This is a genomic window from Amycolatopsis sp. MEPSY49 (assembly GCF_051337345.1).
Lineage (GTDB): Bacteria > Actinomycetota > Actinomycetes > Mycobacteriales > Pseudonocardiaceae > Amycolatopsis.
In genome coordinates, this window is the sequence record NZ_JBDLYJ010000001.1 from 684,534 (window position 1) to 707,447 (window position 22,914).

At 69.8% G+C, this 22,914-nt stretch carries 21 protein-coding genes and 1 tRNA gene; 14 read left to right on the forward strand and 8 right to left on the reverse strand.

Annotated features, from left to right (window positions below):
* Positions 1 to 225: 225 nt before the first annotated feature.
* From ABFJ78_RS03385 to ABFJ78_RS03400, 4 genes are all read left to right on the forward strand, one after another.
* On the forward strand, positions 226 to 1,305 hold the full coding sequence (locus ABFJ78_RS03385; RefSeq protein WP_436384131.1) for a Gfo/Idh/MocA family protein: 1,080 nt from the start codon (positions 226 to 228) through the stop codon (positions 1,303 to 1,305).
* A 52-nt stretch (positions 1,306 to 1,357) separates the two neighbouring features.
* The gene (locus ABFJ78_RS03390) at positions 1,358 to 2,137 is read left to right on the forward strand and encodes an alpha/beta fold hydrolase (RefSeq protein WP_436384132.1); all 780 of its coding nucleotides are present in this window, start codon (positions 1,358 to 1,360) and stop codon (positions 2,135 to 2,137) included.
* 116 nt (positions 2,138 to 2,253) lie between these two features.
* Positions 2,254 to 3,945 (forward strand): bifunctional metallophosphatase/5'-nucleotidase, encoded by a 1,692-nt coding sequence (locus tag ABFJ78_RS03395; protein WP_436384133.1) that lies wholly within the window; start codon positions 2,254 to 2,256, stop codon positions 3,943 to 3,945.
* A 38-nt stretch (positions 3,946 to 3,983) separates the two neighbouring features.
* Positions 3,984 to 4,310, forward strand: a complete 327-nt coding sequence (locus ABFJ78_RS03400) for an MmcQ/YjbR family DNA-binding protein (RefSeq protein ID WP_436384134.1) — start codon at positions 3,984 to 3,986, stop codon at positions 4,308 to 4,310.
* Here the strand turns inward: ABFJ78_RS03400 and ABFJ78_RS03405 are convergent.
* Both ABFJ78_RS03405 and ABFJ78_RS03410 read right to left on the reverse strand, forming a co-directional pair.
* Positions 4,300 to 4,836, reverse strand: coding sequence for a GNAT family N-acetyltransferase (locus tag ABFJ78_RS03405; RefSeq protein ID WP_436384135.1), 537 nt, complete (start codon positions 4,834 to 4,836; stop codon positions 4,300 to 4,302). The genes ABFJ78_RS03400 and ABFJ78_RS03405 overlap by 11 nt on opposite strands.
* An 8-nt stretch (positions 4,837 to 4,844) precedes the next feature.
* Positions 4,845 to 5,222 carry a nitroreductase family deazaflavin-dependent oxidoreductase gene (locus ABFJ78_RS03410; RefSeq protein WP_436384136.1) on the reverse strand — a complete coding sequence of 126 codons (378 nt, stop codon included), beginning with the start codon at positions 5,220 to 5,222 and terminating at the stop codon, positions 4,845 to 4,847.
* Positions 5,223 to 5,309: 87 nt separating this feature from the next.
* Between ABFJ78_RS03410 and ABFJ78_RS03415 the strand changes: the two genes are divergently transcribed.
* A complete protein-coding gene (locus tag ABFJ78_RS03415) occupies positions 5,310 to 5,960 on the forward strand; it encodes a hypothetical protein (RefSeq protein WP_436384138.1) in 651 nt (216 codons plus the stop codon).
* On the opposite strand, the gene ABFJ78_RS03420 is transcribed toward ABFJ78_RS03415, so the two are convergent.
* On the reverse strand, positions 5,957 to 7,156 hold the full coding sequence (locus ABFJ78_RS03420) for a cytochrome P450 family protein (protein WP_436384139.1): 1,200 nt from the start codon (positions 7,154 to 7,156) through the stop codon (positions 5,957 to 5,959). The genes ABFJ78_RS03415 and ABFJ78_RS03420 overlap by 4 nt on opposite strands.
* Positions 7,157 to 7,275: 119 nt before the next feature.
* Here ABFJ78_RS03420 and ABFJ78_RS03425 point away from each other — a divergent pair, with 119 nt between their 5' ends.
* Positions 7,276 to 7,626 (forward strand): YciI family protein, encoded by a 351-nt coding sequence (locus ABFJ78_RS03425; protein ID WP_436384140.1) that lies wholly within the window; start codon positions 7,276 to 7,278, stop codon positions 7,624 to 7,626.
* A complete protein-coding gene (locus ABFJ78_RS03430; RefSeq protein ID WP_436384141.1) occupies positions 7,623 to 8,849 on the forward strand; it encodes an RNA polymerase sigma factor in 1,227 nt (408 codons plus the stop codon). The genes ABFJ78_RS03425 and ABFJ78_RS03430 overlap by 4 nt, the downstream gene beginning before the upstream one ends.
* On the opposite strand, the gene ABFJ78_RS03435 is transcribed toward ABFJ78_RS03430, so the two are convergent.
* Positions 8,841 to 8,911, reverse strand: a tRNA-Gly gene (locus ABFJ78_RS03435). The two genes, ABFJ78_RS03430 and ABFJ78_RS03435, sit on opposite strands and share 9 nt — an antisense overlap.
* Before the next feature lie 110 nt (positions 8,912 to 9,021).
* Between ABFJ78_RS03435 and ABFJ78_RS03440 the strand changes: the two genes are divergently transcribed.
* Together ABFJ78_RS03440 and dcd are read left to right on the forward strand one after the other, a co-directional pair.
* Positions 9,022 to 10,215, forward strand: a complete 1,194-nt coding sequence (locus ABFJ78_RS03440) for an oxygenase MpaB family protein (RefSeq protein WP_436384143.1) — start codon at positions 9,022 to 9,024, stop codon at positions 10,213 to 10,215.
* 22 nt (positions 10,216 to 10,237) lie between these two features.
* Positions 10,238 to 10,819, forward strand: a complete 582-nt coding sequence (gene dcd, locus ABFJ78_RS03445; protein WP_086671086.1) for a dCTP deaminase — start codon at positions 10,238 to 10,240, stop codon at positions 10,817 to 10,819.
* Here dcd and ABFJ78_RS03450 read toward each other — a convergent pair.
* The gene (locus ABFJ78_RS03450; RefSeq protein WP_436384144.1) at positions 10,816 to 12,012 is read right to left on the reverse strand and encodes an FAD-dependent oxidoreductase; all 1,197 of its coding nucleotides are present in this window, start codon (positions 12,010 to 12,012) and stop codon (positions 10,816 to 10,818) included. The two genes, dcd and ABFJ78_RS03450, sit on opposite strands and share 4 nt — an antisense overlap.
* A 73-nt stretch (positions 12,013 to 12,085) precedes the next feature.
* Here ABFJ78_RS03450 and ABFJ78_RS03455 point away from each other — a divergent pair, with 73 nt between their 5' ends.
* From ABFJ78_RS03455 to ABFJ78_RS03465, 3 genes are all read left to right on the forward strand, one after another.
* Entirely contained in the window at positions 12,086 to 12,556 is a 471-nt protein-coding gene (locus ABFJ78_RS03455) for a DNA glycosylase AlkZ-like family protein (RefSeq protein WP_436384145.1), read from the forward strand.
* A 116-nt stretch (positions 12,557 to 12,672) separates the two neighbouring features.
* The gene (locus ABFJ78_RS03460) at positions 12,673 to 17,091 is read left to right on the forward strand and encodes a DUF7507 domain-containing protein (RefSeq protein WP_436384147.1); all 4,419 of its coding nucleotides are present in this window, start codon (positions 12,673 to 12,675) and stop codon (positions 17,089 to 17,091) included.
* 155 nt (positions 17,092 to 17,246) lie between these two features.
* Complete coding sequence (locus ABFJ78_RS03465) at positions 17,247 to 17,936, forward strand: CAP domain-containing protein (RefSeq protein WP_436384148.1); 690 nt, start codon at positions 17,247 to 17,249, stop codon at positions 17,934 to 17,936.
* Position 17,937: 1 nt separating this feature from the next.
* On the opposite strand, the gene ABFJ78_RS03470 is transcribed toward ABFJ78_RS03465, so the two are convergent.
* The 3 genes from ABFJ78_RS03470 to ABFJ78_RS03480 form a co-directional block, all read right to left on the reverse strand.
* Positions 17,938 to 18,942, reverse strand: coding sequence for a cation diffusion facilitator family transporter (locus ABFJ78_RS03470; protein ID WP_436384149.1), 1,005 nt, complete (start codon positions 18,940 to 18,942; stop codon positions 17,938 to 17,940).
* 17 nt (positions 18,943 to 18,959) lie between these two features.
* Positions 18,960 to 19,418, reverse strand: a complete 459-nt coding sequence (locus ABFJ78_RS03475; protein WP_436384150.1) for a DUF742 domain-containing protein — start codon at positions 19,416 to 19,418, stop codon at positions 18,960 to 18,962.
* A 239-nt stretch (positions 19,419 to 19,657) separates the two neighbouring features.
* On the reverse strand, positions 19,658 to 21,871 hold the full coding sequence (locus ABFJ78_RS03480) for a (Fe-S)-binding protein (protein WP_436384151.1): 2,214 nt from the start codon (positions 21,869 to 21,871) through the stop codon (positions 19,658 to 19,660).
* 153 nt (positions 21,872 to 22,024) lie between these two features.
* On the opposite strand from ABFJ78_RS03480, the gene ABFJ78_RS03485 reads away from it, so the two are divergent.
* Together ABFJ78_RS03485 and ABFJ78_RS03490 are read left to right on the forward strand one after the other, a co-directional pair.
* Positions 22,025 to 22,354 carry a DMT family transporter gene (locus tag ABFJ78_RS03485; RefSeq protein ID WP_410666955.1) on the forward strand — a complete coding sequence of 110 codons (330 nt, stop codon included), beginning with the start codon at positions 22,025 to 22,027 and terminating at the stop codon, positions 22,352 to 22,354.
* Positions 22,351 to 22,911 (forward strand): TetR/AcrR family transcriptional regulator, encoded by a 561-nt coding sequence (locus ABFJ78_RS03490; protein ID WP_364448116.1) that lies wholly within the window; start codon positions 22,351 to 22,353, stop codon positions 22,909 to 22,911. Before ABFJ78_RS03485 ends, ABFJ78_RS03490 begins: the two co-directional genes overlap by 4 nt.
* Positions 22,912 to 22,914 lie beyond the last annotated feature (3 nt).

A 22,914-nucleotide genomic window follows, 5' to 3' on the forward strand; every position in this document is an offset into this window, starting at 1 on the left:
GCCGCCGATCAGCAGCACGACGACGGCCAGCACCACGAGTACGACCTCGATGCCCATTCGTCCCCCACACGTCGTAGTGTCCGCCTCATCGTCCCTGGCCGGGCGGCCGTTACCGGTGATCGATGTCATGTCGAGGCATAACCGGATGCTGCTTGCGCTCACCCGGGAATGACCACGACGCTCGGCACGTCGAAGTCTTGTGCGGGGCAACGAAAGGGAACGCTCATGGCACCGGTCCGGGTCGGCATCGTCGGGCTCAGCGCGAACGGCGGCTGGGCCGCCACCGCGCACGTGCCCGCGCTGGCCGTCGTGGACGGCTACGAACTCCGCGCGCTCAGCGGGAGCAGCGCCGAGTCGGCGCGGGTGGCCGGGGAGAAGTACGGCGTGCCGCTGACCTTCGGCGACGCCGGGGAGCTGGCGCGGCACCCGGAGGTCGACCTGGTCGTCGTCGCGGTGAAGGTGTCCGAGCATCGGGCCCTGATCGAGCCCGCGCTGGCCGCGGGCAAGCAGGTGCTCAGCGAGTGGCCGCTCGGCGCGAGCCTCGCCGAGACCGAGGCGCTGGTCGAAACCGCTCGGGACAAGCAGACCGCCGTCGGCCTGCAGGGCCGGTCCGCGCCCGCGTTGCGCTACCTGCGCGACCTCATCAAGGACGGCTACGTCGGCCGCGTGCTTTCGACGTCGCTGATCGGCTCGGGGGGCAACTGGGGGCCGTCGGTCCGGGCCGGACGCGACTACCAGCTGCACCCCGAAGGCGGGGCGACCATGCTGACGATCCCGTTCGCGCACACGATCGACGCGTTCGACATGGTGCTCGGCCGGTTCGCCGAGCTGTCGGCGACGATGGCGACCGTCCGGCCGCGGGTGCGTGACGAGGTCACCGGCGACTCGGTCCCGATGACCGCGCCCGACCAGATCGCCGTCAACGGTGTCCTGAACGGCGGGGCCGTCGCCTCGCTGCACCTGCGCGGCGGGTCGTCGCCCGCCACGGACTTCCACTGGGAGATCAACGGCACCGAGGGCACCCTGGTCGTCACCGCCGCGGACCCGCTGTTCTGGATCGCGAAGCTGACGCTGCGCGGCAGCCGGACCGGCACGCTCGAGAAGCTCACCGTGCCCGCCCGGTACGAGCTCCCGCAGCTGGCCGGGCGCAGTTCCGAGCCGTCGTACAACGTCGCGCACGCCTACGCGCGGCACCTCAAGGGCGACCTGCCGGACTTCGCGCACGCCCTGCGCGTGCACCGCGTGCTCGACGCCGTCCAGCGGTCGGCCGACAGCGGGTCGCGGGTTCACCCGGACGCAGAGTAACTGTTACCGACAGTTGTAGCTTTTTCCGCTATGGCCGCCTTACTCTCGGGTGATGGACGACGTTGTCTACGACCGCGCGGGCCGGGGCGAGCCGCTGGTGCTGATCCACGGCATCGGGCACCGGCGTCAGGCGTGGGCGCCGGTGTTTCCGCTGCTCACGCCGCATCGCGAGGTCATCGCCGTGGACCTGCCGGGCTTCGGGGAGTCACCTGAGCCGTCCGGTGGGTACGGCGTCGAGCCCGCGCTGGTGATGTTCAAGGAGCTGTTCACCGAGCTGGGTCTCGACCGGCCGCACGTCGCGGGGAACTCGCTCGGCGGCCTGCTGTCGCTCGCGCTCGGGCAGGCCGGCCTCGTCCGCAGCGTCACGGCGTTGTCGCCGGCCGGACTGTGGAACCGCACGCAGAAGATATACGCGATCGCCACGCTCAAGGCCCACCGCGCGCTCGCGCAACGCACGCCACCGCACGTCGTGCGCCGCATCGCCGCGACCCCGGCCGGACGCAAGGCACTGACCGGGATGATCGTCGGGAGGCCGGCGCTGCTGACCCCGGACGACGTCGTCGCGGACGCCCACGCGCTCGCGACCGCGCCCGGCTTCGAGCCCACCGCCGCCCAGTCGCGTGGCGACTTCCGCTTCACCGGCCCGGTCACCGGCGTCCCGGTGACGATCGCCTGGGCCGAGCACGACCGGATCCTGGCCCGTCCCCGCGTCGCCGACCTGCGGAAGGTCGCGCCGAACGGGACGTTCCGGCTGCTGCCGGGCTGCGGGCACGTGCCGATGAACGACGACCCCGGACTCGTCGCGCGGGTGCTGCTCGACGGAAGCCGTTAGGTGACATTCGCTTTACGTCCGTCTTTTGACCCTGGTAGCTGACTGCTTCGCGAGGCAGAATCCTCCGCCGTGCGCCCGTTCGGGGACCTTGGGCGCGAATCGGAGGAATCACACGCATGAGGCTTTCAACCCGGCTGGCGGTGTGTGCCGCGGCCGCACTGGCGACGACGGCGGTGACCACCGCACCCGCGTTCGCCGGTCAGCACCCGGACCCCACCACCGACGTCCGGATCATCACCTTCAACGACTTCCACGGGAACCTCGAGCCGCCGTCCGGCTCCAGCGGCCGCGTCACGCAGTCCGACGGGACCACTGTGGACGCCGGCGGCGCCGCTTACCTGGCGACGCACGTGAAGGAGCTGCGTTCGCAGGTGCGCAACTCGCTCGTCTTCTCCGCCGGGGACAACGTCGGCGCGTCGCCGGTGATCTCGGCGCTGTTCCACGACGAGCCGACCATCGACTTCCTCAACCAGCTCGGCGTGAGCGCCTCCGTCGTCGGCAACCACGAGTTCGACGAGGGCTATCGGGAACTGCAGCGCATGCAGTCCGGCGGCTGCCACCCGACGGACGGCTGCCAGTTCGACAAGACCTTCAAGGGTGCGGACTTCCCGTTCCTCGGGTCCAATGTGTACTTCACCAACGGCCTGCCCGCGCTGTTGCCGTTCACCGTCAAGTTCTCCGGCGGGGTCCCGATCGGCGTCATCGGCGCCACGCTGAAGGACCTGCCGACGGTCGTCACGCCGGAGGCGATCAAGGGCCTGAAGTTCGGTGACGAGGTCGAGGCGATCAACCGCACCGCGAACCTCCTCGACTTCTTCGGCGTCAAGTCCCAGGTCGTGCTCCTGCACCAGGGCGACAACACCGAGGCCACCGGCCCGAACGACTGCAAGACGCTGCCGGGCCCGGCCACCGCGATCGCGAAGGCGGTGACCCCGAAGGTCGACGCGATCTTCACCGGGCACAGCCACCAGCAGTACAACTGCGTGATCAACGACCCGGCCGGCCAGCCGCGCACAGTCATCCAGGGCTCGTCCTTCGGCCGCCTGCTCTCGGTCGTCGACCTGAAGATCAGCCTGAAGACGCGCGATGTCGTCCGGACGCAGACCAAGGCGCACAACGAGATCGTCACCCGCACGGTCACGCCGGACCCGGCGGTGGCGGCGCTGGTCGCCGACGCCAAGACGAAGGCGGCGCCGATCGCGAACAAGCAGGTCGGCACCATCACCGCGGACCTGCCGGCGGCGGGCAACGCTGCCGGTGAGTCGTCGCTCGGCGACGTCATCGCCGACGCGCAGCTCGCTGGCACGCAGTCGAACAACGCGGTCATCGCCATCACCAACCCGGGCGGCATCCGCGCCGACCTGACGTACAGGTCCTCGGCGAACAACGAGGGTGACGGCGTGGTGACCTACGGCGAGGCGTTCACCGTCCAGCCGTTCGCGAACATCATGCAGACGATCACGCTGACCGGGGCGAACCTGAAGAACGTCCTCGAGCAGCAGTGGCAGGGCACGACCACGCGCATCCTGCAGATCTCTAGCTCGCTGCACTACAGCTACTCGGCGTCCGCGCCGCAGGGCTCGCGGGTTTCGGACATCACGATCAACGGCACGCCGGTGGACCCGGCGGCGGCGTACCGCGTGTCGGTGAACAACTTCCTCGCCGCCGGCGGGGACGGCTTCACCGAGTTCACCAAGGGCACGAACCTGGCCGGCGGGCCGGTGGACCTGGACGCGTTCATCGCGTACCTGGGCGCCCACCCGAACCTGGCCCCGCCCGCGGCGGACCGGATCACCCGGCTGCCGTAGGTCCGCTTTTTCCAAGACGGCGGGTCGAGAATGGACCCATGCCGACTTGGGAAGACGTCGTACGCCTGGCCTCGGGACTCCCCGAGGTCGAGGCGTCGACCTGGTACCGCACGCCCGCGCTGAAGGTGGCGGGCAAGGGGTTCGCGCGATTGCGCACCGAGGCCGAGGGCGGCCTGGTCGTGATGTGCGGGCTCGACGAGAAGGCCGCGTTGCTGGATTCCGGCGACGCGGCCTTCTTCACGACTCCGCACTACGACGGCCACGGCTCGATCATCGTCGACCTGGAGAAGGTCGACGTCGATCAGCTGCGCGAGCTGCTCGAAGAGGCGTGGCGGCGGACGGCGCCGGCCCGGCTCACCAGGTGAGTTCGCCCTTGAGCATGCTCATCAGGATCATGTCGTGGCGCTCGCCGTTCTCGCCGACGAAGGACTCGCGGTGCCGGCCCTCCTCGACGAACCCGACCTTCCGGTAGACGTGCCGGGCGACCTCGTTCTCGGCGACGACCCACAGCGTGATCTGGTGCAGGCGCATGTTGTTGAAGCCGTAGCGGCACATCAGGCGCAGCGCTTCGGTGCCGTAGCCGCCGCCCTGGCGGTACTCGGCGTCGCCGATGTAGACGTCCAGCTCGGCTTCCCCGACCTCGGGTTGGGCGTCGCGGAGGTCGATGACGCCGATCAGCTTGCGCTCGGCCTTGGCCTCGATGCCGAGGACGACCTTTTCGTACGTGTTGACCGCGCGGTCTTCGCAGCGTTTGCGCACCTGGGCCAGCGAGAGCGGGTGGTCGTTGGTCATCCACCGGCTGACCTCGGGATCGCCCAGCCACGGGTGGATGCGGTCGGCGTCCTCCGGTTCGAGCGCGCGCAACCGGACGAGCTCCCCCTCGAGCGGCATTTCTCCCCCTAGTCCCGCTTCAGCAGCAGGAAGTCGTGGACGTTCAGCAGGCCGAGGAACTGCCGCACAGGCGTCGGCATCGCTCGGCGGGACTCATCATGCACGAGCTCGGGCGAGTGCACGCGGTAATTTTTCCGCTGGGTGATGATGGTGCAACTCTCCGCGGCCAGCACGTTCTTCACCCAGTCGGTGTCGGGACCATAGGTGAGCGCGACGACGAAGCCGTCTTCGCCGCGGAAGACGTTCAGCGGCGTGCGGTACTCCTTGCCGGACTTCCGTCCTTTGTGGACGAGCAGGCCGAAACCCGGAGCCCAGTTCACGAAGTACTTGTTGATCCGGTTGGTCACCACGCGGTTGAAGCGGGCGAGTCCCTTGGGCAGCACCATGACGCCGATAATATCAACGCGCGATGAATTAATCGAGCGGTGACCCCGGCTCCGGCAGCCGGATCGCCCGATGGTGGGATATGGCGCATGTCGACCGAATGGCCGCTGCGCCAGGACCCGGAAGGGCCGGTCATCATCGCGCTGGCCCTGGTGAACGACCCGGCCGCGCTGGGCTTCGTCGTGCTGGACGACGAGGACGACTGGTTCATCAGCGACGGCACCGAGCTGTCCGACGACGTGCTGGTCAACCGCGAGAGCTTCCGGAAGATGTCGCTGCGCGAAGCCGTCGAACTGCTGCCGCAGCTGACCGCTCTCGCCGGTATGCCGACGGGCATGGCCGCCGACTGGGACCCGGAGCGCCGCACGTGGCTGCTGTCGTCGGTGACCGGTTCCGACGACGAGGACGAAGACATCCGCCTGCTGACCCAGCGTCGCGAGGCCTGGAAGTTCGAAGGTTCCCCGGACGACGAGGCCCAGATCAGCAGCGGCCTGACGGAGATCCCGACCGGCCAGGACGCCCCGGCCCGCGCGGTTCGCCAAGTGGTCCGCGAGCAGGACGGCACGTGGCTGTTCGTCGGCTTCGAGGTCCCCGAGGCGGAGGACTTCGAGGTCGAAGGGCTGGAGCTGGAGCACGTCGCGGGCCTGTACCCGGACGTCCGCACGGTGCTGAAGGCCGCGCCCGGCCAGGTGTACGACCGCGCGACCCCGGAGTCGGAGTGGGAGCTCGTCGAGGGTTAGACCTCGACCGGCAGGTGGAAGAGCCCGCGCGTGATCGGGCTCGGCCACCAGAGGAGTCCGTCTTCGGGCTCGGCGAGCCGCGCGGTCGGCAGCCGGCGAAGCACGGTCTCGAACGCGACGTCGGCCTGCAGCCGGGCGAGCGCGGCGCCGATGCAGAGGTGCGGCCCGGCGCCGAACGCGATGTGCCGCCGGTCGGCCGAGCGCCGTCCCGGCCGGAACGCGTCGGGGTCGTCGAACGCCGCGGGGTCGCGGTTGGCGGCCAGCACCGAGACCAGGATCGGGTCGCCGGGCCGCATGAGCCGCCCGCCGATTTCGACGTCTTCGGTGGGGAACCGCCAGGTCGCGTTCTGCAAGGGCGCGTGCAGCCGCAGCGTTTCCTCGATGACGGCAGCGCGGTGGGCCGGGTCGACGCGCGCCTTCGCGGCTTCGTCCGGGTGGGTCAGCAGCGCGAGCGCACCGGTCGAAATCAGCCCGACGGTCGTTTCGTGGCCGCCGATGAGGATCAGGAAGGCGGTCGACGTCACCTCGTCGGCGGAGAGCGTTCCCGCGGCTTCTTGCGCGACGAGGTCGCTTATCAGGTCGACGCCCGACGTCGCGCGCTTGGCGTCAACGACCTCGGTGACCAGCCGTTCCAGCACGTCGGTGGCTTCGCGGACCTTCGAGCCGTCGGTGTCGTCGGCCGAGTCGATGACGAGCGACCACTTGTGGACGTCCTCGCGATACCGCTCCGGCACGCCGAGCAGGTCGCAGATGATCGCGATCGGCAGGGGGTAGGCGAGGTCGGTGACGAGATCGCCGCGCCCGCGCGCTTCGATCGCGGCGACCAGCTCGTCGGTCACCTGCTGAGCGCGTTCCCGCAGGTGCTCCATCCGGCGCGGGCCGAATGCGCCGGCGCAGGCGCGGCGCAACCGGGCGTGGTCGGGTGGGTCGGTGTTGATCATGTTCGAGGCAAGCGACGGCCGGTGGTCCAGCGGCAGGCCCATGCCCGAGCGCTGCCACTCGGTGTTGCCGGCGAACGGGCTCTTGACCAGGGCGGGGTGGTTGAGCGCGGTCACGGCGTCGTCGTACCGCGTGACCAGCCAGGCCCAGGTGCCGGTCGGGAAGGCGAGCCGGTGCGGCGGTCGTTCGCGCAGCCAGGCGTACGCGGGTGAGGGGTCGCGATCGAAGTCCGGACCGAACAGCGCGGGCTCTCCCATGCCTCCCACCCTGCCCGCGAAACTTTTCCGGCGGCAAGTGTCCCGGCGCGGCTTCGCCCGTTCGTCCTTACAGTGAAAGCCGGCGATCGGCGCCGGTCAGGACCTGCGAGGAGCCCCTCATGCCCAAGTACGCCGCGATCATCTACGCCACCGACATCGACCCGACCACGCCCGAGGCCGCGGACATGATGAAGGACTACGACGAGTTCGGCGCGGGCGCGGCGGCGGTGATCCGCGGTGGCGCGGCGCTGTACCCGACGGCGACCGCGACGACCGTGCGCGTCACCGGTGGCAAGGGCGGTGACGTCGTCACCACTGATGGCCCGTACGCGGAGACGAAGGAAGCCCTCACCGGCTTCTACCTGATCGAGTGCGCCGACCTCGACGAAGCCGTCAAGGTCGCTTCGCGCATCCCGGGTGCCTGGGACGGCGCGATCGAGGTCCGGCCGGTCGTCGACTTCGGCAAGTGACCGGCGCCGGGGACGCGGTCGCGCGGCTGGTCCGGGACGAGGGCACCCGGGTACTGGCCACGCTGGTCCGCGTCACCGGCAGCGTCGACCTGGCCGAGGACGCGGTTCAGGACGCCGTCGTGCGCGCGCTGGAGACGTGGCCGCGCGACGGCGTCCCGGACAACCCGCGCGGCTGGCTCCTGGTGGCGGCCCGCCGCCGCGCGGTAGACGTCGTCCGCCGTGAAGCGAAGCGGCTCGGGAAGGAGGCGGACGCGATGCCGGCCGTCGACCCGTCCCCGGACCCGGTTTCCGTCCGCGACGACCTGCTGCGGCTCGTCTTCACGTGCTGCCACCCGGCGTTGTCGCTGGACGCGCAGGTCGCGTTGGCGCTCCGGACGCTGGGCGGTTTGTCGACGTTGGAGGTCGCGCGGGCGTTGCTCGTCCCCGAGGCGACGATGGCGAAGCGCCTGACGCGGGCGAAGCAGAAGATCGCTCAGGCACGCATCCCGTACCGGGTGCCATCGGCGGAGGAGCTGCCCGCGCGGCTGGCCGGCGTGGCGTCGACGGTGTACCTGATCTTCAACGAGGGCTACACGGGCCGCGAGTCGCTGCTGGCCGAGGGCGTCCGCTTGGCTCGCTTGCTGGCGTCGCTGATGCCGGACGAGCCGACGGCGCTGGGATTGCTGGCGCTGGTGTTGCTCCAGGACGCCCGCCGCGCGGCGCGGTTCTCCGACGGGGTGCCGGTCCTGCTGGCCGATCAGGACCGTTCGGCGTGGGACTTCGCGCTGATCAAGGAGGGCGTCGAGCTGGTGGGGACGGGGTTGCGCCGGACGCCGTCGGTGCCGAATCCGTACGTGGTCCAGGCGGCGATCGCGGCGTGCCACGACCTGGCGCCCTCTTACGAAGAGACGAACTGGGACGCGGTGATCTCCTGGTACGACGTGCTGTTGTCGATCCAGGACACGCCGGTGGTGCGCCTGAACCGCGCGGCGGCGGTGGCGGAACGGGACGGACCCGCGGCGGGCTTGGCTTTGGTGGACGCGTTGCCGGGGTTGGCCGATTACCCGTGGTGGCACGCGTCGCGGGCGGAGTTGTTGCACCGCTTGGGTTCCCCGGCGGCTGCCGAGGCGTTGATGCGTGCGGAGGAAACCGGTTTACCGGATGCGCACGTGGCTCATTTGAGGGCCCGGATACAAAAAGAAACCTCGGACGAAAATGTCCGAGGTTTCGGTGAGAGCGGATGACGGGAATCGAACCCGCGTATTCAGCTTGGGAAGCTGATGTTCTACCATTGAACTACATCCGCAGTGCGTCGCCAGCATACACGGCGCCGTGATCCCCATGTCCAGACCCCTCCCTCCTTGACGTCCGCGGCTCAAGTGACAACACTTGTTGTCGACCTCGGAGGTGAGCGCCATGGATGAGCCCGAGCTGTTCCGCGAAGGTGGGTTCCGGCTGGCCCAGCGGCTGTTCATCGACGGGGACATCCGGGGTGACGAGCGGCAGGTCGCGCGCATCCGGGAGTTCGCGCAGGTTCAGGACCAGCGGGCCGACGATGTCGTGGCTTGGATGGCGCAGCAGCCCAAAGGGGAAGGGCGGCGGCTCTTCGAAGAGGCGCTGAGGAACGGCGCTACCGCGGAAGGGCCGCTCAAGGACTTCTTCGACGAGGTCGACGCCAAGCCCTACTGGGTCGACGACGAACGGCTCGACCGCGGCGCGCGTGCGATCACCCGGGCCGGGTTGCTCGGGCTCTTCCCGCTCGGGGACATGTCGCTGATGGGTGGCTACCTCGCGTCCCGGGCCACGAAATCGCTGGTCGGGACCGGGGAGATCGAATACCAGGCCACCCGGCGGCTCGTCGAGACCGCCGCCTGGTGGATCGACGTCACCACCCCCGGCGCCCTCAAGCACGGCGGAAAGGGCTACGCCTCCGCCCTGCGGATCCGGCTCGTGCACGCCCACGTGCGCGCCGCCATGAACCGGCGGGACGACTGGGACTACGCCGCCTGGGACCGGCCCGTCAACCAAGTGCAGACCGCCGGCACCCTGCTGCTCTTCTCCCTCGTCTACGTCTTCGGCACGCAGCTGCTCGGCCTGCGCTACTCCGCGCGCGAACGCGGCGACATCCTGCACCTTTGGCGGTACATCGGCTGGCTCATGGGCGTCGACGACGAGCTGCTCCCCACTTCCGAAGAGGACGCCTGGCGCCTGCTCTGGCTGCTCGCCGCCACCGAGTTCATCCCGGACGACGACTCGAAGCGGCTCGCCAAGGCGCTGATCGACGCCAACGCCGCCGTCGGTGAGGGGCGCGGCGCCGTCGGGAAGGTGCTTTCCCACGTGTCCGTCGCCGTGCACTCGTCGATCAGCCGGCTCGTGCTCGGGAAGACCAACGCCGACTTCCTCGGGCTGCCGAACGACCCGGTCGCGCAGGCCGCGATCGTCGCCGTCGCCGGGGTCAACTTCGCCGCCGAGACCGTGCGGCGGCTCATCCCCGGCGCCACCGCGCTGCAGGAGCGGATCGGGGAGGCCGGGCGCCGCGGGTACGTCAAGCGGCTCGAGAAGATCTTCGCGCCCGACACCTCCTACGCGCAGCACATGCGGGTCGCCTGACTCCACCGGATAGGCTTCGGCCGTGCTGCTCAGTGACCGTGACCTCCGCAAAGAGCTCGACGCCGGCCGGCTCGGCATCGACCCCTTCGATGCCGGCATGGTCCAGCCGTCCAGCATCGACGTCCGGCTCGACCGGTTCTTCCGGGTCTTCGACAACAGCAAGTACACGCACATCGACCCGCAGCTGCAGCAGGACGAGCTGACCTCGCTCGTCGAGAAGGAGGGCGACGAGCCCTTCGTGCTGCACCCGGGCGAGTTCGTCCTCGGCTCGACGTTCGAGCTCGTCACCCTGGCCGACGACCTCGCCGGCCGCCTCGAGGGCAAGTCGTCGCTCGGGCGCCTCGGGCTGCTGACGCACTCGACCGCCGGCTTCATCGACCCGGGTTTCTCCGGGCACATCACGCTCGAGCTGTCGAACGTCGCCAACCTGCCGATCACGCTCTGGCCGGGCATGAAGATCGGCCAGCTCTGCATCTTCCGGCTCTCCAGCTCGGCGGAGTTCCCGTACGGCTCGAGCGAGGCCGGGTCCCGCTACCAGGGGCAGCGCGGCCCGACCCCGAGCCGGGCGTACAAGAACTTCCACCGCGTCGACACCTGGCGCTAACCGGCGATCTTCTCGTCCCAGTCGATGTGGTGGTTCCACATGAAGGCGTTCGGGTCCTCCTTGAACGGCTTCGAGAACACCCGCTTGACGAAGAAGTCGCGGACCACGCGCCCGACCGGGCCGGGCACCTTGTCGTCGCCGTTGCGCTTGCCCGCCGCCACCACCGCCTCGACGCGCTCGCGCCGCAGGCCCTCGTACGTGCGCAGCGCCTGCTCGATGTCGGGCACGTCGCGCAGGCATTTGCCCAGGGTGACGGCGTCTTCGATGGCCATCGACGCGCCCTGGCCGGCCGCCGGTGACGTCGCGTGCGCCGCGTCGCCGATGATCACCATGCGGCCGCGGTGCCAGACCGGGACCGTGGGGAAGTCGAACGTCGGCCACGCCGGGTAGATCTCGCGGGTGGCGCGGATGATCTCCGTCGCCGGGGTCCGGTCGCGCGCCACCAGGTGCAGCAGCTCGGCGCGCAGCTTCTCGCCGGCCAGCGTCGCCAGTTCGGACGCGGTCGGCTCCGACTTGCGCGGCGGGTTCGCGAACCACCAGACGCGGCCGTCCCGCGGGCTGACGACGTGGCAGAAGAACACCCGTTTGCCGAAGACCATGTTCAGCACGCCCGGCTCGTCCGGCAGGGTCAGGCCTTCGGCGAACCCGCCGGTGTTGAGCAGCGGCACGTACCGCGGCGCCGGCGCGTCCGGGTCGATGATCGTGCGGACGCGCGACCGGAGCCCGTCGGCGCCGATCAGCAGGTCGCCGGTTTCGTGCGAGCCGTCCGAGAAGTCGGCTCTGACCTGGCCGGACGTCTGGCTCGCGCCGATCAGGCGGTTGCCGTACTCGGCGTGGATCCCGCGCCGGGCGGCCTCGTCGCGCAGGGCGACGTAGAGGTTGGAGCGCAGCACGGTCTGGCTCACCGTGCCGTCCGGCAGCGTGCCGCCCAGGGGGAATTCCGCCAGCCGGGTGCCGTTGCCGAGGCCGATCGACATGCGCGGGGAGTCGAAGCCCGCGCTCTTGACGACGTCCTTAAGGCCCAGCGGCAGCAGCGCGTCCAAGCCGTTCACAGCCAGCGTGAGGAACGCGCCGACGCCCTCGGCACCCCGGTCGTACGCCTCGAACAGCACCGGTTCGTGCCCGGCTTCGTGCAGGGCGATGGCCGTGATCGTGCCCGCGATGCCGCCCCCGACGATCAACGCCTTGGTCATCTCGTTCGTCCCCTCGAATCTCTTAGAAACTAATTCGTTCTGTCGAACTAAAGAGTGGGCTAGGCTGGCGGCCGTGTCAAGCGAGCGAGCGCAGCTGGTCGAAGAAGTCCTGTTCAGGTCGCGGGAACTGTCGACTGAGACGGTCATGTTCCACACCGCGATCGCCGAGACGCGGGGGCTGTCGGCGGTCGACGCCAAGGTCCTGGACTACCTCGCCCGGTTCGGGCCGCAGACGCCGAAGGACCTGGCGAAGCTGTCCGGCCTGGCGCCGGCGTCGGTGACCGCGATGATCGACCGGCTGGAGCGCAAGGGCATCGTCGCCCGCCGCCCCCACCCGGACGATCGCCGCCGCGTGTTCATCGAGCTGGACGAGCAGGCCATCGCGAGCGGCGTGCACCTGTGGGACAACCTGGTCAAGCGCATGTACGAGCTGTGTGACCGCTACACCGACGACGAACTCCGCACGGTGATCGGCTTCGTCGAGGCGGCCACGGAGATCACCCACGAGTCGACGGCGAAGCTGACCGGCGCCACGGACGGGTGAGAACCGGCGCGTAAACCCCTCTTTCGTGCCAGGCTCCGAAAGGTCGTCCCGGCCCCCGGAGGTAGCGAGGAATGCGGTTGCCCGATAGGCCGCTTCGCTTGGTTCTCGTTCTGGCAATGATCATTTCGGTTTCGGCGCTCATGCCGTCGGCCGGCGCGGCCGGCGCCCCGCCGTTCGCGGTGGGCTACGACGACGTCGTCTACGGCGACTTCCTGTACGCGGGCAACGGCGTCCTCCGCTGCCCGGTCGCCGCCGACCACGCGCCGACCGCCGGCGCGGTCGCCACGCCCGCGGCCTGCGCGAACACCGCGGACCGCAAGGACACCCTGGTCAACGACGACTTCTTCATGCAGTGGGCGGACGTCGACGCCGACCCGGGCACGTTCGACTCGGCGAGTGCGTCCGTCCGCATCCCGCCCGGCGCCCGGATCGTCTTCGCCCGGCTGAACTGGGCGGGCAACACCACCGGCACGACGTGCGGTTTCCGCGAAGGCGTCCCTGCAATTCCGCCTCCCGGAAACCCCGCCACGCAGAACGTCCGGCTTTCGGTGGGCAGCGCGAAATCCGTCGACGTCGCCCCTTCCGCGTTCGCCGAGGACGGCCCGTACTATTCGGCGCACGCCGACGTGACCAGCCGGTTCGCGGGCGCACCGACCGGTAGCCCGCTCGACGTGACCGTCGGCAACGTCTGGGCCCCCAAGGGTTTCGACTGCGCCGGCGGCTGGTCGCTCGCCCTGGTCTACGCGTACCCGCAGCGCAATCCGGACTTCGCGCCGAACAAGCGCAAGGTCGTCGTCCACGACGGGCACGTCCGCCAGACCGCCGACGCCCCCACCGAAACGACGATCACCGGCTTCCGCGCGGCGGCCGCCGACGCGCACATCGGCGTCACCGCCTACGACGGCGACTGGGGTGGTTCCGGCGACCAGTTCCTGGTCGACGGCACCCCGGCCGCCGAGCCCGCGAGCGGCGGGACGTCGAACTTCTTCATCTCCAACGCGGACAACGCCGCCGCGCCGGGCGTGAAGAACAACTTCAGCGTGGACGCCAAGTCGTTCGACGTCGACACCATCCCCGCCGGCGCGACGAGCGCCAAGCTCGGCTTCGTCACCAGCGGCGACACCTACCTCGCGCAGAACCTGGCGTTTTCCGTGCCGGTGCCCGAACTCCACGTCGCCGTGCGCCCGGCCCGGCCGAAGGCGCACGCCGGCGAGCCGGTGACGTTCGCCGTCGCCGTGACCAACCCGGGCAGCGTCCCGGCGAACGGCGTTCAGGCCGCCGACGAGGCCGTTCCCGCGTGCGCCAAGGCACTCGGCACGCTCGCCCCGCACCAGACCGTCACCTACGACTGCACCGGCCCGGCCCCGGCCGACGACTTCACGAACACCGTGCGGGCGACCGGCACGAGCGCTCTCGGCGACGCGCTCGACGGCACGGCCAGCGCGGCCGTCGACGTCGTGCACCCGGCTTTGGGCATGACGAAGACCGCCGACCAGCCCGCCTACCGCGCCGGCGACACCGCGACCTTTACGATCAAGGTCACGAACACCGGCGACACCGGGCTTTCCGGCCTGCGGGTCACCGACCCGAAGGCGCCGGCGTGCGCCCTCACCGGAGCCCTCGCGCCCGGCGAGAGCCGCACGACGACGTGCACGGCCAAGGCCCCGATCGCCGACGGCGTCAACACCGCGACCGCGACCGCCACCGACGACCTCGGCAAGGACGACCTCGGCAAGGAGGTCACGGCCACCGCGGACGCACCCGCGCCGACGATCGCGCCCGCCGTCGAGGTCACCAAGACCGCGGACCCGCCGGTGATCCACGCGGGCGACGCCGTGACGTTCACCGTCGTGGTCAAGAACACCGGCGACAGCCCGCTCGCACCGGTGCGGGTCACCGACGACACGACGACGTCGTGTTCGCGCGCGTTCGACGGCCTGGCCCCGGGCGCGACGCAGACGTACACGTGCACGGCCAACCCTTCCACGACGACGAAGTCGCAGGTCACCGCCACCGGCACCGACTTGTCGGGGCGGCCGGTGGCCGCCACCGCGTCGGCGACCGTCACGGTGATCACGCCGGCCCTGACGCTCGCGAAGGACGCGTCACCGGCCGTCGTGCGCGCCGGCGACCCGGTCACGTTCACGATCACGGTCGCCAACGCCGGCGACGCGCCGCTGACCGACGTCGCCGTCACCGACGACCGCACCCCGGCCTGCGCCAAGGCGATCGGCGCGCTGCCGCCGCAGGGCAGGCAGACGTACACCTGCACGGCGCCGGCCCCACCGGACGACTTCACCAACACGGCGGCCGCGTCGGGGAAGGACCAGCTCGGCCGCACGGTGAAGGTCACCGACGACGCCGTGATCGACGTGATCCACCCGGCAGTGACGCTCGCCGCGCAGGCTTCACCCGCCGCCGTCCGCGAAGGCGACCCGGTGACGTGGACGATCACCGCGACGAACACCGGCGACGTGCCGCTGACCGGCGTGGTGGTCACGGACGACCAGGTCACGGGGTGCGCGAAGCCGCTCGGGACGCTGCCGCCGCAGGGCAAGCAGACGTACACGTGCACGACGCGCGCGGGCGCCACCGGCCTCACGAACAAGCCGACGGTGACGGGTCTCGACCCGACCGCCCGTCCGGTGACGGCGAGCGCGGAAGCCGCGTTCGTGGTGCAGCACCCGGCCGTGGCGATCACCGTGCAGCCGGCGAGCGGGCCGTTCCGCGAAGGCGACGCGGTGCCGCTGCGCATCACGGTGCGCAACGCGGGCGACGTGCCCCTGACCGGCCTGCGAGTCACGGACTCGTCGACGCCAGTCGTCCAGCGAGACACGCGAGCCACCGGACCGCAGGCCCGAGCCACCGGGTGCGCCCAGGTCCTCGACGGCGCCCTCGAGCCCGGCGCCACCAAGACCTTCGGCTGCACGCTGACGGCCCCGGCCGACGACGTCACCGCCAAGATCCAGGTCACCGCCACCGCACCGGTCGGCCCGCCGGTCACGGCGGAAGGCACCGCCGCGATCGACGTGATCCACCCGGCCGTCGCGATCACCCGGTCCACCGATCCGAAGACCGTGCGCCCCGGCGACACCGTCACCTCGGCGATCACCGTCACCAACACCGGCGACAGCGTGCTGCACGACGTCTCCGTGGCCGACCCGGGCGCACCGGCATGCGCCAAATCCCTGGGTTCACTCGAACCGCGAGCCACGCAGAACTACAGCTGCACGCAAACCGCCGGCGAAGCCGACTTCACCGCCACCGCGAAGGTCACCGGTACCGACGCCACGAACCGTCCCGTGACCGCCACCGCCGGGCAACCGGTCCATGTCATCCACCCGGCGATCACCATCACGAACGACGCGACGCCCGCACAGGTCCGGCAAGGCGACACCGTCACGTTCACCCTCGTCGTCACGAACACCGGCGACGTTCCCCTGACCGGGGTGTCCATTGCGGACAGTCGCACTCCGGCGTGCGCTCAGACCATCGGCACCCTCCCTCCCGGCGCTCTCCAGCACCACTCCTGCACGGTAAACGCCGGCACCGACAATTTCGTGAGCTCCGCCACCGCAAACGGAACCGATCCGACGAACCGCCAGGTCAGCGCCACCGACGACGCGGCCTACACCGTCATCCACCCCAGGCTGAGCGTCACGCAGGAGATCCACGGCGGCCCGTTCCGCCCAGGCGACACCGTGCCGCGCACGATCACCGTCACGAACACCGGCGACGTCCCCCTCACCGACGCCAAGGCCGACCCGTGCGCGAAGACCTTCGACCGCCTCGAAGCCAAGCAGGCGCAGAAGTACGACTGCGCCACGACCGCACCGCAGGACGACGTCGTGAGCACCGCGAAGGCCACGGCCGCCGCCCCGATCGGCCCACCCGTCACCGCCGAGGACAGCGACGAACTCGACGTCATCCACCCGGCCGTGAAGATCACCGAGGACGCGAAGCCCGGCACGGTCCGCGCGGGCGACGACGTCACCTTCACGATCACCGTGACGAACACCGGTGACGTCCCGCTGACCAGCGTGTCGACGAACAAGGAGACGGACAGGAAGGAAATCGGCACTTTGGCGCCCGGGGAAAAGCGGAGCTACACCCGCACCCGAAAAGCGCCGGACGACGACTTCACGGATACCGTCGAAGTAACCGGAATGGACCCGGCCAATCGCTCCGTGCAATCGACGGCGGAAGCGAAAGTCGACGTCGTCCATCCGGAGATCGCGTTGATGAAGGACGCGACGCCGTACGAAGTCCGCGAAGGCGCGACGGTCACGTTCTCGATCCTGGTCAAGAACACCGGCGACGTCCCGCTCACCGCCGTGTCCGTCGTGGACGACCACACGAAGTCGTGCGCGCATACCGCAGCGAACCTGGCCGTGGACGCCGAAATCACCTACACCTGCACGACGATCGCGGGGAAACAGGGCTTCACGAGCAAGGCGACGGTCACCGGCCAGGACCCGACGGGCCGCCCCGTCCAAGCGTCCGGCGACGCCACCTTCGTCGTGCGAAGCGGCTGAACGGAGTAACGCCGGAGCGGCCGATTGCCGCGAAATTCGTGTCGGTCGTCGAATGCTCGGACCGGGGAATGTGATCAGCGCGTTCGTAGGGTTCTCGCTGTAATCGTTCCGTGATACGTTCTCGCGCCGTGTCCCCCATTGGTGAACGTGCTCGCGTGGTGATGGTGTCACTCAGTGTGCTGCTCGGCGTCTTTTCCGCCGCGGCAGGCACCTGGATGGCGACCGCCGAAGGAAACACCGCCGAGCTCGGCGCCGCGGCGCTGGTCCTGCCCGACGCGCCGGCCGGCGCCGGCGGCGGCAGCGGCACCGACCTCGCGGGCGGCAAGGCCCCGGCTCCGAAGCAGGCCACGACCGAAGCGCCCGCGCCGACGACGACGTCCAGCGAGGCACCGGCCCCGACCGAGACCACGACGGCCCCGCCGACCACGTCCGAAGCGGCCCCGCCGCCGACCACCAAGGCCGCGGCCCGCGTGGCGCAGTCGACCACCGCGCAGGTCATCTCCCTGGTCAACGACGAGCGCGCGCAGGCGGGTTGCAAGCCGCTGACCGAGGAATCGCACCTCACGACGGCCGCGCAGGACTACAGCGACGACATGTCGGCCCGAAACTTCTTCTCCCACACCAACCCCGAAGGTGTGACGTTCGACCAGCGCATCAAGGTCGCCGGCTATTCGAAGCCGGGCGCGGAGAACATCGCGAAGGGGCAGACGTCCGCGGCGCAGGTCATGGACGCGTGGATGAACTCCGAGGGCCACCGCGCGAACATTCTGAACTGCTCGCTCACCAAGATCGGCGTCGGGTTCACCAAGGCGGGCAACTACTGGGTCCAGGACTTCGGGTACTGAGCTACCTGGGGTTGCTCCACCGTTCCGCGATGTCGCCGTAGCGCGCCAGCACGGTCGCGCGCAGTTCCGGGTCCGTCCGCGGCACGGGTTCGATGAACACCTCGGTGACGTCGTTGAACGACTCGGTCAGCTCGCCCGCGAGCCGGACGCACGCGCGTTCGAGGTCGCCGGCGCTCAGGGAGTCGTCGAAGTCGACGCGGGTGCAGACGAGGACCTGGTCGGTGCCCATCAGCATCGTCTGCAGGTCCACGACGGCCTCGATCTCCGGCGCGGACGACAGGTGGTCGCGGACGCCGCGGACGATCTCCGGGTTGGCCTGGCGGCCGATGAGCAGGCCCCGGTTCGTCCGCCCGAGCAGGTAGGCGACGCAGGCGAGCAGCACGCCGATGACGATCGACGCGACGCCGTCCCACACCTCCGAGCCGGTGAGCTGGTGCAGCCCGATGCCGGCGAACGCCACCACCAGGCCGATCAGGGCGGCGGAGTCCTCGAACAGGACGGTCTTCGGCGCCGGGTCGTCGATCAGCCGCAGGTACGCCCAGAACGACCGGTTGTCGGCCTTGGAGTCCCGGCGGGTCTGGCGCACCGCCTGCACCCACGACGTGCCTTCGAGCAGGAAGGCGCCCGCCAGCACGAGGTAGCTGAGGATCGACGTGCTCTGCGCCTCGCCGTGGCCGAACAGTGTCGAGACGCCTTCGTAGAGCGCGAACATCGAGCCCGACGCGAAGATCGACACCGCGGCCAGCAACGACCAGAAGTAGCGCTCCTTGCCGTAGCCGAAGGGGTGCACGCGGTCGGCGGGCCGGTCGGAACGTTTCAACGCCGTCAGCAGCAGGACTTCGGTGAACGTGTCGGCCACCGAGTGCGCCGCTTCGGACAGCATCGCGCCGGAACCGGTGATGACGCCCGCGATCAGCTTCATGATGGCGATCGCCAGGTTCACGCCGCCCGCGAGCAGGACGGTCAGGGTGCTTTCGCCACCGGAGTTCCCGTTTTCCTCGGCCACCCTGGTGAGCGTAATGGTCAGAGGCGGCGCAGGCCGTGCAGCACGCGTTCCATGAGCGCCACCGCCGGGCGGCCTTCGGTGTTCACGCGCGTGTCGTGGATCGTGATCAGGCCCTGCTCGGCCATGTCGTCGAGCAGCACCCGGGCGACGCCGAGCGGCACGCTGAGCCGGGCCGCGACCTCGGCGACCGAGCGCGGGTGGAGGCACAGCGAGCGGACCGAGCGGAACTCGCCGGTCAGCCGGGCGCCGTTCCAGGGCGCGCCGGCCCGGGTCGAGACGAGGGCTTCGATCGCCAGGTGCCGCCGCGACTGCGTGCGGCCGCGGGTCAGGACGTACGGCCGGACGAGCGTCCGCTGCAGGGGAAGCCGGCCGGAGGGCTCCACGCGGTACTCGTCGACGGGCGGGATTTCGCGGAGGGCGTGCCGGCCGGTGGTTTCCCCGAACCCGGTTCCCGTGGTCCGCAGGTCCTCGCCCATCCGCGCTGCCCCCTGATTCCGTGATCGTCGAAGTGGCCTCGCTGGCAGCGGTGGCGGCGAGGAAAGCCCAGCCTACGCCCGGTGGACAGGCTTTTGGCCAACGTTTGTTTCTGTCCTAATGGGCCATTGCGGTGAATATTGTGAACGTTATTCGTGTAATCGATTTCCGTGTTTCACGGAATGAGAAACGGCCCCGGTCAGGATGTCCTGACCGGGGCCGTGCGTTTCTGCGACGTTTGTCACTCCTCCGCGAGCGACGGCGCTCCGAGGGCGATCGGCTTCGGCTCCGGCTTGCGCTTGACGGCTTCCAGCAGCATCTGCGCGACGTCGACGATCTCGATCTTCTCGCTCGCGCTGCCGTCGGCCTGGCGGGCCGTGAGGCCGTCGTTCAGCATCACCTTGCAGAACGGGCAGCCGGTCGCGATCTTCGACGGCGCGGTCCCGAGCGCCTCGTCGACGCGCTCGACGTTGATCCGCTTGCCGATCTTCTCTTCCATCCACATCCGCGCGCCGCCGGCACCGCAGCACATCGACTTGTCGCCGTGCCGCGGCATCTCGCGCAGCTGCGCGCCGGTCGCGCCGACGAGCTCGCGCGGCGCCTCGTACACCTTGTTGTGACGGCCGAGGTAGCACGGGTCGTGGTAGGTGACGTCCTCGGCGACCGGCGCCACCGGCACCAGCTGCTTCTCGCGAACCAGCCGGTTCAGCAGCTGCGTGTGGTGCACGACGTCGAACTGGCCGCCCAGCTCCGGGTACTCGTTGGCGAGGGTGTTGAAGCAGTGCGCGCAGGTCACGACGACCTTGCGCGCCTTGCGCTCACGTCCCTCGAACACCGAGTTCAGGATCTCGACGTTCTGCTGCGCCAGCATCTGGAACAGGAACTCGTTGCCCGCGCGGCGGGCCGGGTCACCGGTGCAGGACTCCTCCGAGCCGAGCACGGTGTACTTGACGCCCGCCATGTGCAGCAGCTCCGCGACGGCGCGCGTCGTCTTCTTCGCGCGGTCCTCGAACGCGCCGGCGCAGCCGACCCAGAAGAGGTACTCGGTGTCACCGAGGTCGCCGTCGAACACCGGCACCTCGAAGTCGAGGTCCTCGGTCCAGGCCAGCCGGTCCTTGGCGTTCTGGCCCCACGGGTTGCCCTTGTTCTCCAGGTTCTTGAACATGCCGTTCAGCTCGCTGGGGAACGACGACTCGATCATCACCTGGTAGCGGCGCATGTCCACGATGTGGTCGACGTGCTCGATGTCGACCGGGCACTGCTCGACGCAGGCGCCGCAGCTGGTGCAGGACCAGAGGACGTCCGGGTCGATGACGCCGCCGTCGTCGCCGATCAGGGCCTTCTGCGACTCGGCGATCGCGAGGACGTCGATGCCCGCGTACATGTTGTCGCCGGACAGGCCGATCTCGTCGCCGGCCATGTCCCGCTTGCCGCCGGCCATAAGGTACGGCGCCTTCGCGTAGGCGTGGTCACGCAGCTGCGTGATGACCAGCTTCGGCGACAGCGGCTTGCCCGTGTTCCACGCGGGGCACTGCTCCTGGCAGCGGCCGCACTCGGTGCACGTCGAGAAGTCCAGCCAGCCCTTCCAGCTGAAGTCCTCGATCTTGCCGACGCCGAAGGTGTCCTCGTCCGGGTCGGCTTCCTCGAGGTCGAGGACCTTGCCGCCGCTCATCATCGGCTTGAGCGCGCCCAGGGCGACGCCGCCGTCGGCCTCGCGCTTGAAGTAGATGTTGAAGAACGCGCTGAAGCGGTGCCAGGCGATGCCCATGGTCATCGTGCGGGCGACGACGATCAGCCAGACCGTGGCGCTCATCAGCTTGACGAACGCGAAGACCGTGACCAGGTTCGGGCTGGCCGGCAGCAGCTGGCCGATCGGGTTCGAGACGAAGGACGCCCACAGCGGCCCTTCGTGCGTGTTCAGCGCGGACTTCGCGGCGCGGACGCCGATGATGCCGATGCCCTCGATCAGGACGACGGCCTCGATGAAGTACGCCCACTTGAAGTTCGAGCCGGCGAAGCGCGACTGGCGGTCGGCGCGGCGCGGGTGGTTGCGCTGGCGGATCGCCATCAGCACCAGGATGCCGACGATCGTGCCGAGCCCGAGCAGCTCCATGAGCAGCTGGAACGGCGGGAAGTCGTCGAGGATCGGCCAGCCCCACGCCGGGACGAAGACCTCGCCGTAGGCCTCGAACAGGGCGAGCGAGCCGAGCAGGAAGCCCCACATGACGAGCCAGTGGGCCGGGCCGACGCTGCGCTTGCGGTTCATCCGCGTGTGCGCGGCGAACTCCTTGATCAGCGTCTTCATGCGCGGCATGAACGGCCCGTTGCGCGTCGAATCGGGCTGCCCGAGGCGGATCACCCGCACGAAACGGGCGATCGTCGCGGCGAACATGCCCCACGCGACGAGGCCGAGCACGACGGAGATCCCGCCGAGCGTCAGTTGCAGAGCGCCCATCGTTCGGGTGCCTTTCGTCCGGGAAAAACTGTGGTGGTGCCGGGAGACTAACCGTCCTTACTGATGAGTAACCCGTTGAGTGGTCCTAAGTCCCACCGATGTGGTGTACGTCGCTCTTTGTTTTGGGACGATCGTTCAGGTACTTTTCACCCTATGGGTGCGTACCTTCTCCTCGCGTTGGCGATCGCCGCCGAGGTCTCCGCGACGGTCTCGTTGAAGCTCTCCGAGGGCTTCTCCAAGCTCGGGCCGTCGATCATCGTCGTGCTCGGGTACGCCGTCGCGTTCATCGTGCTCGCGCGGGTTCTGAAGATGGGGCTGGCGGTCGGGGTCGTGTACGCGATCTGGGCCGCGGCCGGCGTCGCGCTGGTGGCGATCGTCGGGGTGGTGTTCTTGAAGGAGCCGGTCAACGCGGCGATGATCGCCGGGCTGGCCCTGGTCATCGGCGGTGTCGTGCTGATCGAAATCGGGAGTGCATCGACGTGAAACTGCAGGTCGACGGCCGCAAGGCCCGCGGTGACAAGCGGCGCGCGGAGATCATCGAGGCGACGCTGCGGGTGATCGAGCGCGACGGCGTCGCGGGCGTCACCCACCGGACGGTCGCGGCCGAGGCCGGCGTGCCGACGACGTCCACGACGTACCACTTCTCGTCCCTCGACGACTTGCTCGTGGCGACGCTCATCTCGTGCGCCCGCGACATGGCGACCGAGGTCTACTGGATGATCGACCGGGCCCGGTCACGCGGTTCGCGCGGCGCCGAGGAGGTCGCGGGCCTGCTCGCGGAGGCGCTGGGGCCGCGGCGCGGGCGGACGATGGCCGAGTACGAGCTGTACCTCCTGGCCGCGCGGAAGCCGGAGCTGCGGCCGGCCGCGCGTCGCTGGCTGGACGTCCTGACGTCGATGGTCCGCCACGACGACGAAGTGGCCTTCCGGGTGTTCCTCGCGGGCATCGACGGGCTGCTGATCCAGGGCCTGATCGACGACGAGCCGCCGTCCGCGGAAGAGCTGCGTCCGGTGGTGGACTACCTGCTGAAACCACGTTGACGA